Origin of the sequence: Flavobacterium araucananum (assembly GCF_002222055.1) — a bacterium.
GTDB classification, from domain to species: domain Bacteria; phylum Bacteroidota; class Bacteroidia; order Flavobacteriales; family Flavobacteriaceae; genus Flavobacterium; species Flavobacterium araucananum.
The window spans coordinates 65,410-80,513 of the sequence record NZ_MUGS01000021.1 but is presented as its reverse complement, the minus strand read 5'-3'; the positions used below and the strand labels follow the sequence as shown (position 1 = coordinate 80,513).

Genomic DNA, 15,104 nt, shown 5'->3' with positions numbered 1-15,104 from the left:
ATTTAATAGACAAACAGGAGTTGTGATGTGGATGAAAATCCGAAGAAATTTCAATTTGCAAAATTCTTTGATTTAATCGCATTGTCTTATAGGTAAAAGGCATAAGAGTATCAGAATAGGGCAACTTGTAGGTTTGTTAAAATTCTTGTGTGTTAAAAATGAACGTTTTACATATTTGGCAGGCCTTAACAATAATCCTTAAGAGCAAACTAAAAAAAATACTATCTTTACCAATTGAATGTTTATGAACTTAAGTTGCTTTTTTGCAACACTACATATATAATTATGGCATGTACAAGTTGTTCAACCTCAGATGGTGGTGCACCAAAAGGTTGTAAAAATAATGGGACTTGCGGCACCGATAGCTGCAATAAATTGACGGTTTTTGACTGGCTTGCCAACATGAGCCCGTCTAATGGAGAAGCTATTTTTGACTGCGTCGAAGTACGTTTTAAAAACGGACGTAAGGAATTCTTTAGAAATTCAGAAAAATTAACTTTAAGTATTGGTGATATTGTAGCAACTGTTGCATCACCGGGACATGATATTGGGATTGTAACTTTGACAGGCGAATTGGTAAAAATTCAAATGAAGAAAAAAGGAGTCAATCACGAAAGTAATGATGTCCCTAAAATTTACCGAAAAGCATCTCAAAAAGATATCGACATTTGGTCTGTAGCGCGTGATCGCGAAGAACCAATGAAAGTGAGAGCCCGCGAATTGGCAATTCAGCATAAATTAGAAATGAAAATTTCTGATATTGAATTTCAAGGAGACGGATCAAAAGCTACATTTTACTATACAGCAAATGACAGGGTCGATTTTAGACTTTTGATTAAAGATTTTGCCAAAGAATTTAGTACCAGAGTCGAGATGAAACAAGTTGGTTTCCGTCAGGAAGCAGCTCGTCTGGGCGGAATTGGTTCTTGTGGACGAGAACTTTGCTGTTCGACCTGGCTTACAGATTTTAGAAGTGTCAATACATCTGCGGCTCGTTACCAACAGCTATCGCTAAATCCTCAGAAACTAGCCGGACAATGTGGGAAATTAAAGTGTTGCTTAAATTATGAGCTGGACACTTACATGGATGCCTTGAAAGATTTTCCGGATTATGACACTAAATTAGTGACCGAAAAAGGCGATGCAATTTGCCAGAAACAAGATATTTTTAAAGGATTAATGTGGTTTGCTTACACCAATAACTTTGCAAACTGGCATGTTTTAAAAATAGATCAGGTAAAAGAGATTATTGCTGAGAATAAACTGAAAAATAAAGTTTCCTCTTTAGAAGATTTTGCTATCGAAGAAATTTCAGAGCCTGAAAAAGACTTCAATAACGCAATGGGGCAGGAAAGTTTAACCCGTTTTGATCAGCCAAAAAGAAAGAAAAAACCAAATCGCAAACGCAAACCAAATGCAGAAGCAGAAGTGGTGGCTGTACCAAAGAAACCACAATCCAATCAAAACCAAAACAAACCTGCAGGAGGAAATCCAAATAAAGGGAGTAAACCGAATAATAACAAGCCGAACAATTCGAATAAGCCGAACAACTCGAATGATAATAAACCGGCTGAACCTAGAAAACCTATAATTATTACTAAAAATGAGAATAAAAAATAGCGGGATTCTTCTTTTGGTGGCAATACTTTTTTTTTCCTGCGATAAAAAAAGAGTATTTGATGAGTACAAATCTGTTGGAAGTGCTTGGAACAAAGACAGTATTGTAACCTTTGATCTGCCAGTTTTAGATTCAACCAAAAAATACAATTTATTTATAAATTTGAGGGACAATAACAATTATCCATTCAAGAATTTGTTTTTAATTGTGGCTATTGAAACACCAAGTGGTTTCACCAAAGTAGATACTTTAGAATATGAAATGGCAAAACCGGACGGAACTTTGCTCGGTAATGGTTTTACAGATATCAAAGAAAGTAAATTGTATTACAAAGAAGATGTAAAATTTAGAGGTAAATACAAAGTACACATCAAGCAAGCTGTTAGAGAATCAGGAAAGATACCTGGTGTTCAGGCTTTAGAAGGTATTACAGATGTAGGTTTTAGAATAGAACAAAAAGATTAGAAAAATAGTTATATGGCCACCAAAAAAAACAATCAACCTAGTAGTGCTAAAGATATTAACTACTATAAAAAGAAATTCTGGAGAATTTTTGCGTATACCTTATTGGGTATTTTAGCCTTTTTCTTATTTGCATCCTGGGGATTATTCGGATCGATGCCTTCTTTTGAAGATTTAGAAAATCCGGATTCTAATTTGGCTACAGAAATCATTTCGTCTGATGGAGTGGTTATTGGTAAGTATTTTAAAACTAACAGGTCACAACTTAAATACTCAGATTTGCCAAAAAGTTTAGTCGAAGCTTTGGTTGCCACCGAAGATGCTCGTTTTTATGATCACTCAGGAATTGACGGACGCGGAACTTTAAGAGCCGTTTTTACACTGGGAACCAATGGAGGAGCCAGTACTCTGACACAACAATTAGCCAAACAATTATTTCACGGAGAAGGATCTAAGTTTCTTCCGTTCAGGATTGTACAAAAAATAAAAGAATGGATTATTGCTATTCGTCTCGAAAGGCAATATACCAAAAACGAAATTCTGGCAATGTATTGCAACGTTTACGATTTTGGTAATTATTCTGTTGGAGTAAGTTCTGCCGCGCAAACGTATTTCTCTAAAGATCCAAAAGATTTAACCATGGACGAATCGGCTATTTTGGTTGGTATGTTCAAAAATTCAGGATTATACAATCCGGTTCGCAATCCCGAAGGCGTAAAAAACCGTCGTAACGTAGTGCTTTCTCAAATGGAAAAAGCAAAAATGATTACCACTTCAGAGAAATTAAAATTACAGGCATTACCAATTGCTTTGCACTTTAAATTAGAAAGTCACCGCGAAGGTACCGCTACTTATTTTAGAGAATATCTTCGTGACTACATGAAAAAATGGGTTGCCGAAAATAAAAAACCGGACGGATCAGATTATGACATCTACAAAGATGGTTTGAAAATCTATACCACTATCGATTCAAGAATGCAATTGCATGCCGAAGAAGCAGTTTCTGAACATATGAAAAACTTGCAACAGCAATTTTTTATTGAAATGAAAACCAATAAAAATGCACCTTTCGTAAACATTACACAAGCCGAAACGGAAAGAATCATGATGCAAGCCATGAAAAATTCTACACGTTGGGCAATCATGAAAGAATCAGATAAAAGCGATGATGATATCATTGCTTCGTTCAAAGTAAAAACAAAAATGCGCATCTTTACCTGGAAAGGCGAACGCGATACCATAATGACACCGCTTGATTCGATTCGTTATTTCAAACACTTCTTGCAATCGGGTATGATGGCCATGGAGCCACAAACCGGAAACATTAAAGCATGGGTTGGGGGAATTAATTATAAATATTTTCAATACGATCACGTTGGACAGGGAGCAAGACAGGTGGGTTCTACCTTTAAACCGTTTGTTTATGCAACAGCCATTGAGCAATTGAACATGTCGCCTTGCGATTCTATTCTTGACGGACCATTCATGATCCATAAAGGGCGCCATAATGTTACGGCAGATTGGGAACCAAGAAACTCTGATAACAGATACCGCGGAATGGTAACCTTAAAACAAGGTTTGGCGAATTCTATCAATACGGTTTCAGCTAAATTAATAGATCGCGTTGGTCCGGAAGCGGTTGTAGAGTTAACGCATAAATTAGGTGTAAAAACCGAAATTCCTGCACAACCTTCTATCGCTTTAGGAGCTGTAGATATCACAGTTGAAGATATGGTTGCAGCTTACAGTACATTTGCCAATCAGGGTGTTTACGTAAAACCACAGTTTTTAACCCGTATTGAGAATAAAAGCGGAGAAGTTATTTATGAGCCTATCCCGGAATCTCACGACGTTTTGAACAAAGATATTGCCTTTGCAGTAATCAAATTATTAGAAGGAGTTACAGAGACCGGTTCAGGTGCACGTTTGCGTACCGAAGGCGGAGGAAGTGGCGACAACCGCTGGACAGGATATCCATATATGTTTAGAAACCCTATTGCCGGAAAAACAGGAACGACACAAAACCAGTCTGACGGTTGGTTTATGGGAATGGTTCCAAACCTGGTAACCGGAGTTTGGGTAGGTTGCGAAGACCGTTCAGCACGTTTCAAAAGTTTAACTTACGGACAAGGAGCTACAGCAGCATTACCAATCTGGGGTTATTTTATGAAACTTTGTTATGCAGATCCGGGGCTTCAGGTTTCTAAATCAGAATTTGAAAGACCTGCAAACCTTTCTATAAAAGTAGATTGTTACAGCAGACCTGCAGTTGTAAAAGATACTACCGCAACAGAACAAAATACAGACGAATTTGAACTGTAATTTTTAGTCGCAGTTCATACAATCGCAGTTTTCAGTTCGCGGTCGCAGTTGCAAAATATAAATAGTAATTAATAAAAAACCTTTTGTGCTTTCTGAAATTCGGAAGATGCAAAAGGATTTTTTTTTGGAATAGATTGAATAGCCCAAGGTTTCAACCTTGGGAAACGAATCGCGATCATGTAATGTGACCCAACGGTTGAAACCGCTGGTAATGTTTAAAATGGTCAAAATAAAACCTATTAGAATATACTCCGCTAGGAGTTAAATGTTGGTAGAAATATTGGTAACAAGTAATGATAGAACATTCACAATGTCCCGTAGGGACTACACCTTTTGAGAATCGTGATGAATTCCAGATATAGTCCCTACGGGACAAAATATTACGAACAATAAATTTTTTACCAATATTTAATCTCTACGAGATATATTTAGGTGTACTTGAATATTGATCGCAAATAAAATCATTACGAAATCGTTATAATTCAATCTAAAAATCTTATTTTTATCAAAAATATACAGTAATAAAGACCATTTATTATGATTACAAAAAAAGTAAATAACGTTCAGGAAGCCATATCAGGTATAGAAGGCGGAATGATTATTATGTTTGGTGGATTCGGTTTATGCGGAATTCCTGAAAATACGATTGCAGCATTAGTAAACACATCGATTTCTGATTTGACCTGTATTTCAAACAATGCCGGAGTAGATGATTTTGGTTTAGGATTGCTCTTGCAGAAAAAACAAATCAAAAAAATGATTTCGTCCTATGTTGGCGAGAATGCAGAGTTCGAACGTCAGATGCTTTCCGGAGAGCTTGAGGTTGAATTAACGCCACAAGGAACTTTGGCAGAACGTTGTCGTGCAGCCCAAGCCGGAATCCCCGCTTTTTTTACACCTGCAGGTTTTGGTACAGAGGTTGCCGAAGGTAAAGAGGTTCGCGAGTTCAACGGAAAAATGCATATCATGGAACAAGCTTTCAAAGCCGATTTTGCAATTGTAAAAGCATGGAAAGGGGATGCAGCCGGAAATCTGATTTTTAAAGGAACTGCCAGAAACTTTAATGCTTGTATGGCAGGAGCTGCAAAAATTACTATTGCCGAAGTCGAAGAATTAGTTCCCGTTGGGACTTTAGATCCCAATCAAATTCATATTCCCGGAATTATGGTGCAACGTATCTTCCAGGGCGAAAAATTCGAAAAACGTATTGAGCAAAGAACAGTAAGACAAAGAGGGTAATTAGATAATTAGAAAATGTGATAATTAGATAATTCGTTAGATTGTGCTGAAGATGGTATTGTCTAATTATCTAATTTCCAAATTGACACATTGAATTTATGTTAACAAAAGAAGATATTGCAAAACGAATTGCAAAAGAAGTAAAAGACAGGTATTTTGTAAACTTAGGAATTGGTATTCCAACTTTGGTGGCCAATTATGTCAGAGAAGATATTGCAGTTGAGTTTCAAAGCGAAAACGGTGTTCTGGGTATGGGACCATTTCCTTTTGCCGGAGAAGAAGACGCAGATATTATCAATGCAGGGAAACAAACCATTACAACATTGCCGGGAGCTAGTTTCTTTGATTCGGCTTTTAGTTTTGGAATGATCCGCAGCCAGAAAGTAGATTTAACCATTCTGGGCGCGATGGAAGTTTCAGAGAACGGCGATATTGCCAATTGGAAAATTCCGGGAAAAATGGTAAAAGGTATGGGCGGAGCAATGGATTTAGTAGCTTCTGCCGAAAATATCATCGTAGCCATGATGCATGTCAACAAAGCAGGTGAATCTAAGATATTAAAAAAATGCACTTTACCATTAACAGGTGTAGGATGCGTAAAAAAGGTAGTAACAGAATTAGCAGTTCTCGAAGTAACCCAAAAGGGTTTTAAGCTTTTAGAACGTGCGCCAGGTGTTTCTGTCGAACATATTATAGCTTCAACAGAAGCCAATCTGATTATTGAAGGAGATATTCCGGAAATGGACCTCAGATAAAAGTCTCTTTTATTCCAAAAATTTGCGAAGGCCAGCTTTTTATAAGGCTGGCTTTTTTTGTAGGAATATTTTAAGAATCACAAACCGTCCAAAAATCTAGTAAAATTGGCATCTCAGCGGTTTTTGTGTTTATAATGCATTAAAAATCAATAGAATAATTAATTTTAGCCCCTTCTTTTTGTGAAATCTTCACTGTTTGTTAAATAAAAGTAAATTTAAAGTAAAAAACGCTGCACTTTATCGATTAACGGCAAATTTTATCGATTATCTGATAGAAATAAAATACTTTTATCTCAAAATAAAGTATTTACTTACATTAAATATTTTATTTGTAATCCTTTAACCAAACTCAAATACCACTTATTATGGAAAGAAAATTACCAAAGATTATGGCGTCGACCGTCGTTATTCTTACATTTTCAGTAGCAGGATTTGCCCAAACCACAGACAAACGGGTAAGCCAGAAAAATGTTTCAGAAAACGGACAACCTAGTTTAATCACCTTCAGTGATAAATCTACTTACAAAGGAACAGATTACAATACCGTCTTTAAAGAGCAATTAGGCCTTAAAGACAATCAATCTTTTTCGAAAGTAAAAGTAGAATCAGACAAAGAAGGTTTTACACACGAAAAATTTCAGTTGTATGAACAAGGTGTTAAAGTCGAATTTGCCAATTACACCTTACATTCAAAAGCAGGAAAATTAACTTCGATGAACGGAGAGTATTACAATCTTGAAAATGTAAAAACAACTCCTAAATTATCAAGTCAGGCAGCTTTTGCCAAAGCAGTTGCTCATACAGGGGCAAAGCAATATTTATGGGAAACTCCTGAAGATGCTGCTGCAATAGGGTACCAAAAACCAAAAGGCGAACTTGTTCTGTTGCCGGCAATGGAAGAACAAGGACAGGAAAGAAAAAGCGATAAAGTACGATTGGCATATAAATTTGATATTTATGCAACGAATCCGGTAAGTCGTGGTGATCTTTATATCGATGCCGAAAACGGTAAAGTTTTGTTTTACAATGCCACTATAAAACACCTTGGAGAATACAGCCACGGAGGTAAATCTAAATTGGCAAAAGCAAATCTAAGCAATCAAAAAGAGGAATTTAATTCTAAAAAAGCCTTTGTTGCAGCAAATGCAGCAACACGCTATAGTGGAACTCAGGTAATACAAACCACTTTGAGCGGATCATCTTACAGATTGGCAGATGCTACAAGAGGTTCAGGTATAAACACGTTCAACATGCAAAAAGGGACAAGTTATACAGCGGCTGTACAATTTACAGATGCTGATAATAACTGGACTGCTGCTGAGTATAACAATACCAATAAAGACAATGGTGCATTAGATGCGCATTGGGGAGCTGAAAAAACATACGATTATTGGTCAACAGTACACGGCAGAAATAGTTATGATAACGCGGGAGCAATCATAAAAAGTTATGTACACTACAGTAATGCATACGATAATGCTTACTGGGATGGTAGCGTAATGACTTATGGCGACGGAAGCGGAACTTACTTTGATATCCTGACAGCTATAGATGTTGCTGGACACGAAATAGGACATGCCGTTTGTACGTATACTGCAAACTTAGCCTATCAAAAAGAATCCGGAGCGATGAATGAAGCGTTATCAGATATTTGGGGAGCTTGTATCGAGTATGCTGCAGCGCCTACAAAATCGACGTGGTTAATAGGTGAAGATATTGAAAGAAGATCCGGACACCTTTCTTTGCGCTCTATGAGTAATCCAAATGCCGAAGGTCAGCCGGATACTTACGGAGGAACATATTGGGTTAATGTAAGTTGTACACCAACAAGCAGCAATGATTATTGTGGAGTTCATACTAATTCAGGAGTTTTGAACCACTGGTTTTATATTTTATCAGTAGGTAAATCAGGAACAAATGATATTGGAAGTGTTTTTAACGTAACCGGAATCACAATCGAGAAAGCGGCAAAAATTGCGTACCGTTTAGAAAGCGTATATCTGACTTCAAACTCTACTTATGCTAATGCAAGAACTTCAGGAATACAATCTGCTATCGATTTATACGGAGCAGGATCTGCAGAAGTTATTGCAACTACCAATGCATTTTATGCGGTTGGTATAGGTGCAGCATACGTAGGATCATCAGATACTGTTGCGCCAACAGCTCCAACAAGTCTTGCTGCTACCGGAACAACGGGTTCGACAACGAATTTAACATGGACAGCTTCTACAGATAATGTTGCCGTAACAGGATACAACATCTACGAAGGAACAACTCTTAAAGGATCTTCGACTACAACAAGTTATACCGTAACAGGATTAACAGCACTTACAGCTTATGCTTTTACTGTAAAAGCCAAAGATGCTGCAGGAAATCTTTCAGCGGCAAGTAATACTGTAAATGTTACTACTACAGCAGCAAGTATATCGTATTGTACTTCTCAGGGAAACAGTACTGCCGATGAAAAAATTGGTAAAGTCGTATTCGGAACCATCAATAATACATCTACAGGAACAGCAGGATATGAAAATTATACTTCTATTTCTACAAATGCAGCAAGAGGAACAGCTTATACCATCACAATTACGCCAAGCTGGACTTCTACTGTTTACAGCGAAGGATATGCTGTTTTTATAGATTATAACCAGGATGGTGATTTTGCAGATTCTGGCGAAATAGTTTATACCAAAGCAACATCTACAGGAACTACTGCAACAGGAACAATTACAATTCCTGCAACAGCAACTCTTGGTACAACAAGACTTAGAGTTTCTATGAAATACAACGCAATCCCAACATCTTGTGAGTCTTTTTCTTATGGACAAGTCGAAGATTATTCGATAAACATCACAGCTGCTGGAGCAATTGTTCCTCAGGAAATTGCTACAGGATTAGTTGAAACTACCGAAACTTCAAGCTTTGCCTTATATCCAAACCCGGTTGCAGATGAACTAAATGTTTCATTCTTAAACAATACAGGATATACTTTTAGAATCGTAAATACTTTAGGGCAACAAATTAGTACTGGAGAACTTTCAGGAAACCCTATTGATGTAAGTGCATTAAATACGGGAGTTTATATCATCGAATTAAATAACGGAAGTAAAAGAATCGTTAAGAAATTTGCTAAAAAATAGATTTAATTTGAATTAGTAAAAACGAAAAGCCTCGCAATTTGCGAGGCTTTTTTATGAAAATATAATCTCGTAAAATCGCAAAGTTTTTTTCATTTTATGTCAAACTAAACATCTAATGATTGACTTTAAACAAAAAACGTCTAGACTTTGTGTCTTCGTGGCAAGAAACAGCCCTTACAATGTAAAACTGATTCGGCCAAAGTAGTAAGCTCCCGTAGTTCCCATTTGAACTGGAGCATATTTGAATACGCCGTAATAACTGTTTTCATAAATTTGTCTGTCCGGGAAAATATCGAATAAGTTATTTGCTCCCAAAGCAACCTGAATTTTTGGTGTTATTTTATAAGCAACGGTTAAATCAGTAACCACTTTTCCGGCATGTTTCTGGATTCCTCCAAAAGGGAAACCATCCCTAATTATTTCTCCAAAATAAGTATTTCTCAATAAGAAATTCCATTTTGACAAGCTGTAATTAATTGCAAAAGTACCTTTGTGTTTTGGGGTATTTGTTTCGATCAGACTTCTTTCCTGAGGACCATAATATACATCTTCCTGACCAACAAATAAAGCCGGGATATTGTTTAGTTGCTCATCGACTTTGTTGTTATTGTAGTTGTATAATAACGAAAGATTCATTTTTCCGGGCCCAACATTCAGATCATAATCAATCACGACATCAAGTCCGTTGGTAGTAGTATTAATTGCATTGGTAAAAAAACGACCTGTTTGCGCGCCATATTGGGCAAACAAATTACGAAGTTCCGGTACAGGTTCTCCATAAGCATCATTTCCTAAATTTCCCGTTAAGATAATTCTGTTGTCAATCCTTATGTGGTAATAATCAGCTGTAATGTGTAATTTTTTTGTTGGAGAAAAAACAACCCCAAAGCTGTAGTTTCTGGAAGTTTCCTCTTTTAGTTTAGGGATTCCAAGTTGTTTTGCCACATCGCTGTCATTTCTAAAAATACCTGAATTCAGGATTTGTCCGTCGACAACATCAGTTGCAATATTATTAAAGTATTGTTGGTGTAAAGACGGTGCTCTAAAGCCGGAACTAATGGCTCCACGAACAAAAAGGTTGTCGAGAATCTTGTATCTGGCAGACAATTTTCCGTTAATAGTATTTCCAAAATCCGTAAAATCTTCATAACGACCGGCAATTCCAATCAATAGCTTATCGCTAACATCCGCTTCAACATCGGCATAAACACCTACGCTGTTTCTACTTTCATTTACAGCATTTAGAGGAGAAAATCCAGGAAACGATTGTGCTCCGCCATCGATATAAGAGTTTTCTTCGCCCGGAACAATTTTATATTTTTCAAAACGATATTCACCTCCAAAAGCAACATTCAAACCCTTAAAAATGTCTTTGTACAATCTTGTAATGTCAGCATTTACAGTGTTTTGCAAAAAAGAATGATTTCCGGCTTTAAAATCAGTCGGACTATTATCGCCTAACGAAACATTGTTGGTATTCGATACCTCATAAACAAATTTGTTCTCTCCAATTGTATTGCTTACATCCAGTTTCCATTCGCCAAATTTAAATTTAAAACCTACAGAAGAAGAGAGATCCGTTACAACAGAATTTAATTCAGGCTGAAATCCAAAAGGAAAAATAGACGCGACAACATTCTCCGTTTCGCTTGGCAAACGTCGAAAACCATAACCAGTTCCTTCTCTATGGCTTACTCCACCGGAGGCATAAAACTCGATTTGATCGTTTAGCGGAATCGAAGCATTAAAGAAACCCTGAAGATTCTGGATTTTTGCATCTCCAATCTGAAAATTAAAAGCATCGCGTGTCAATCCGTTTTGAGCCAGTAAATTATCATCAATCTGGCGGGATTGTGCCGGATTATCTGCAAAATCATACGCAAAGAAATTACCCTGGGACGATTGATCAAAAATAATCAGGTTATTGTTTTGAGAACGATTGGTTTTTTCGCGGTTATTAAATTCTGCCGAAAGGTTTATAAAACCACCTTTGTTACCAATTTTTGTCCCATAATTTAAGTTAACATTTGTGGTTTGACCATCGTTTCGGGAAGTACCGCCATAAGTAGCATTTACTTCCAGACCGGTATTGTCTTTTAGAACCAAATTGATTACACCTGCAATCGCATCAGAACCATATTGAGCGGCAGCACCATCACGTAAAACCTCAATGCGTTTAATTGCCGAAGCCGGAATGGCACTTAAATCTGTACCAACAGAACCGTTTCCTACTGTGTTTTGATAATTTACCAGCGAAGTGGTATGTCTTCGTTTTCCGTTGACCAGAACCAAAACCTGATCAGGCCCCAAACCTCTTAACGAAGCCGGATCAATATGTTCTGTTCCATCTGCAGAGGATTGACGATTGGAATTAAAAGAAGGAATCAAATACGTCAAAATATCATTTGTAGTAGTTTGCGGAGTTGTATTTCTGATTTTTGCCAAATTTACAACATCAACTGGAACCGCAGTTTCCAATTTGCTTTTGTTAGGATTTCTGCTCCCTACAACTACAATTTCATCCAGACTATTGTTTTCTAAAACCAACTGAACTTCGATAATAGGCTCTCTTGCCACGATTTCTTTAGTTTGATAGCCAAATAGCGATATAAGAAGCGCTGGATTGTTTTTCGAAGATTTTATCGTAAACTTTCCTAAAGCATCGCTTGTTGCATTGTTTTGTGTTCCTTTGATCAGGATTGTGGCAAATTCCAGCGGATTTCCGTTTTCATTTGTAATCGTTCCTTTTATTTCCTGACTTTGTGCAAAAAATAAAGTACTTGATAAAGTTAGAAGTGCTGTTATGACAATTTTTAGTTTTTTTCTCATTGGTAACTTTGGTTTTGTGTCGATGTATTAAATATTCAAATAAAAGGCCAATAACCTACTATTTATATAGGATAATGAATAAAATGCAAATGTAATTGTAAATAATCGAAATTGATTTATAAAATTGTATTATTTCTTAGTTAGGCGTGTCATTTTTTGGTTTTAATGAAATATCTTTGCTAAAAATTTAAAAAGATAAAAAATGAAATTACGTTTATTACTTTTTTTGTGTGCCCTTACATTGAATGGTTTTGCACAAAATAATGTATTAGTTTTTCAATCAGATTTTGGATTGAAAGATGGAGCAGTATCTGCGATGAAAGGAGTTGCAATGGGCGTTTCGACCGATATTAAAATATTTGATTTAACGCACGAAATACCGGCATTCAATATTTGGGAGGCAGCATATCGTTTGTCGCAAACCGCACAATATTATCCTGCGGGAACTGTTTTTGTATCTGTTTGTGATCCGGGAGTAGGAACCTCAAGACATTCTGTAGTTTTATTGACTAAATCCGGTCATTATTTTGTAACTCCGGATAACGGAACTTTAACTTTGATTGCAGAACAATTAGGGATTCAGGAAATCCGCGAGATTGATGAAGTAAAAAACCGTCGTCAGAATTCGAACGAATCCTATACTTTTCATGGTCGTGATGTTTATGCTTTTACCGGAGCGCGTTTAGCATCAAAAACAATAACATTTGAAGAAGTGGGACCAAAATTACCAAATGAGGTTGTAAAAATTGAGTACCAAAAGCCGGTTTTCGAAAATGGAATTATCAAAGGCGGAATTCCAATTTTAGATATTCAATACGGAAATGTCTGGACGAATATCGACAAGAAAACTTTTGCCAACCTGGATTTAAAAGCAGGAGATTTGGTTAAAATTCAAATTTTTAACGGAACTAAAAAAGCTTACGAAGGAAAATTGAAATTGGTAAATACGTTTGGTCAGGTTTCAGTAGGTACAGATGTTTGCTATTTTAATAGCCTGTTAAACTTTTCATTGGCTGTAAACCAGGGTAGTTTCTCAGAAAAATATAAAATCTACAGCGGAGCTGATTGGACTATTTTACTTAGTAAATAAAAATATTCTGAGATATAATAAACTAAACCTGCTTTACGAGCAGGTTTTTTTGTTGTCAGGCTGAACGAAGTCGAAGCCCCGTTACAATTGGCAAGCCTTCGACTTCGCTCAGGATGACACTTGAATTCATTAGAACAAAAAAACCGCCCAATCAGGCGGTTTTTATTATTTAAAAAGCTTTGCGTCTCTGCGACTTTGCGAGAAATACATTGCGAACTTTGCGTAAAACTCCGCGTACTTTGCGGTTAAAAAATCTTATAAATTAAAAGAAGCTCCTAAACTAAAAGTAGTCTGATTGTTTAAATTATCAAATAGGTTATTGCTGCTGCTGTATTTTGCGATTGGAAATCCAATTTCAGTAAAAACACCAAATCCGTCAGTAAAAAAGTAACGACCACCAACATGACCACCAAAATTGTGTAATCCTAAGCTTAAACCTGGATAAACATCTAATTCTTTTACACCAATAACGCTGCTTAAATTAGCATTAATTCTAGCCTTAGCGTCAAAACGTTCGCTAAAATCTGGTTTGTTTGAGTAAGATTGATTGTTGATCGGGTTATAGTAAGAATAATCATCTACACCTAATAAATAATTAGCAACAAAACCAAAAGAGAAATTTTCTCCTAAACCAAAATCAACAGAACCCTGAACTCCTGAACCACCATTTTGTATGTTAGCACCCACGTTTACCTTAACATCTCCTTTTCCTTTAAAAGCTTGTTGCGCTTGTGTGAATCCAAATGATACTAAGAACAAAAATGTAATAATCTTTTTCATAAACTTAAATATTAATTTTTTTTAAAGTGCAAAAATAGTTTTTTATGGACTAATTCCTACCTTTTTCGTTAGAATACAATTCATTTAACGGATCACTTTGCCAGAATTCCTTAGTGTCAACATTCATAATGGTCAAAGGACCTCTAAACGCAGCGCCGGTATCGACGTTCCAGACACAGGCTTTTTGAACCGGAACAGTTTTTCCTATTCGGGTAACCGGAGTATGGCCAATAAATATTTCTTTGTAGATCGTGAAACGTTTAGGATAATATAAATCATCCGGTTTTAATTTCGGGTCTAATGCAAGAGCAGATTCCCAAAGTGTTCTGTCCCAATAAAATAGTTTTGGAAAGTATTCCCAAACAACACCACTTAAATTTGTAAAACCCGCATGAACAAAAAGTCGGTTTTCAGTATCAAGATAATAATCCTGCAAAGATTCTAAAAAGGCAATATGAGTTTTCTTTTTTTCTGCCGAAAGTTTGGAGTACCCTTCAACAGTAGCACGTCCGCCATGTTTGTACCACATTTCTTCGTCAAAATCTTCATGTCTGTTCTCCAGCCAATCCAGTGCCAGTTGATCGTGATTTCCTCTAATACAAATGCAGTTTTGCTTGTTTTTTAAGTCAATTAAATAATCGATTACCTCGGCAGACTGGCTCCATCCATCAACATAATCACCCAAAAATATAAGGGTGTCTTTTGTAGTTACTTCGGCTTTATTCAACACTTGCTCAAGTGCGAGTAATCCCCCGTGTATGTCGCCTATAACAAATGTTCGCATTTTAGTTTATTTGGTGTAGCCTACAAAAATAAAGAAAATGATTTGTTTGATACCATTAAGTTGATAATCTTTAAAAATTGATACT

At 36.5% G+C, this 15,104-nt stretch carries 10 protein-coding genes; 7 read left to right on the top strand and 3 right to left on the bottom strand.

All coding sequences use genetic code 11. The annotated features are described in order from the left end of the window. Positions 1 to 285: 285 nt before the first annotated feature. The 6 genes from B0A64_RS12690 to B0A64_RS12665 all read left to right on the top strand — a co-directional run bounded on the left by B0A64_RS12690 (position 286) and on the right by B0A64_RS12665 (position 9,536). Positions 286 to 1,620, top strand: coding sequence for a PSP1 domain-containing protein (locus B0A64_RS12690; RefSeq protein WP_089479890.1), 1,335 nt, complete (start codon positions 286 to 288; stop codon positions 1,618 to 1,620). Then, positions 1,604 to 2,083, top strand: a complete 480-nt coding sequence (locus B0A64_RS12685; protein WP_089479889.1) for a gliding motility lipoprotein GldH — start codon at positions 1,604 to 1,606, stop codon at positions 2,081 to 2,083. The genes B0A64_RS12690 and B0A64_RS12685 overlap by 17 nt, the downstream gene beginning before the upstream one ends. Positions 2,084 to 2,095: 12 nt before the next feature. Continuing rightward, positions 2,096 to 4,402: a penicillin-binding protein 1A gene (locus B0A64_RS12680; protein WP_089479888.1), complete on the top strand. Its 2,307-nt coding sequence runs from the start codon at positions 2,096 to 2,098 to the stop codon at positions 4,400 to 4,402. 537 nt (positions 4,403 to 4,939) lie between these two features. After that, the gene (locus B0A64_RS12675; RefSeq protein ID WP_089479887.1) at positions 4,940 to 5,641 is read left to right on the top strand and encodes a CoA transferase subunit A; all 702 of its coding nucleotides are present in this window, start codon (positions 4,940 to 4,942) and stop codon (positions 5,639 to 5,641) included. A gap of 98 nt (positions 5,642 to 5,739) precedes the next feature. Beyond that, on the top strand, positions 5,740 to 6,396 hold the full coding sequence (locus B0A64_RS12670; protein WP_089479886.1) for a CoA transferase subunit B: 657 nt from the start codon (positions 5,740 to 5,742) through the stop codon (positions 6,394 to 6,396). Between the two features lie 365 nt (positions 6,397 to 6,761). Continuing rightward, a complete protein-coding gene (locus B0A64_RS12665; protein WP_089479885.1) occupies positions 6,762 to 9,536 on the top strand; it encodes a M4 family metallopeptidase in 2,775 nt (924 codons plus the stop codon). Between the two features lie 174 nt (positions 9,537 to 9,710). On the opposite strand, the gene B0A64_RS12660 is transcribed toward B0A64_RS12665, so the two are convergent. Further along, entirely contained in the window at positions 9,711 to 12,365 is a 2,655-nt protein-coding gene (locus B0A64_RS12660) for a TonB-dependent receptor (protein ID WP_089479884.1), read from the bottom strand. A 202-nt stretch (positions 12,366 to 12,567) separates the two neighbouring features. Here B0A64_RS12660 and B0A64_RS12655 point away from each other — a divergent pair, with 202 nt between their 5' ends. Further along, on the top strand, positions 12,568 to 13,455 hold the full coding sequence (locus B0A64_RS12655) for an SAM hydrolase/SAM-dependent halogenase family protein (RefSeq protein ID WP_089479883.1): 888 nt from the start codon (positions 12,568 to 12,570) through the stop codon (positions 13,453 to 13,455). Positions 13,456 to 13,710: 255 nt separating this feature from the next. Here the strand turns inward: B0A64_RS12655 and B0A64_RS12650 are convergent, their stop codons facing one another. After that, positions 13,711 to 14,235 (bottom strand): DUF6646 family protein, encoded by a 525-nt coding sequence (locus B0A64_RS12650; protein ID WP_089479882.1) that lies wholly within the window; start codon positions 14,233 to 14,235, stop codon positions 13,711 to 13,713. A gap of 49 nt (positions 14,236 to 14,284) precedes the next feature. Then, entirely contained in the window at positions 14,285 to 15,019 is a 735-nt protein-coding gene (locus B0A64_RS12645) for a metallophosphoesterase family protein (protein WP_089479881.1), read from the bottom strand. Positions 15,020 to 15,104: the final 85 nt, after the last annotated feature.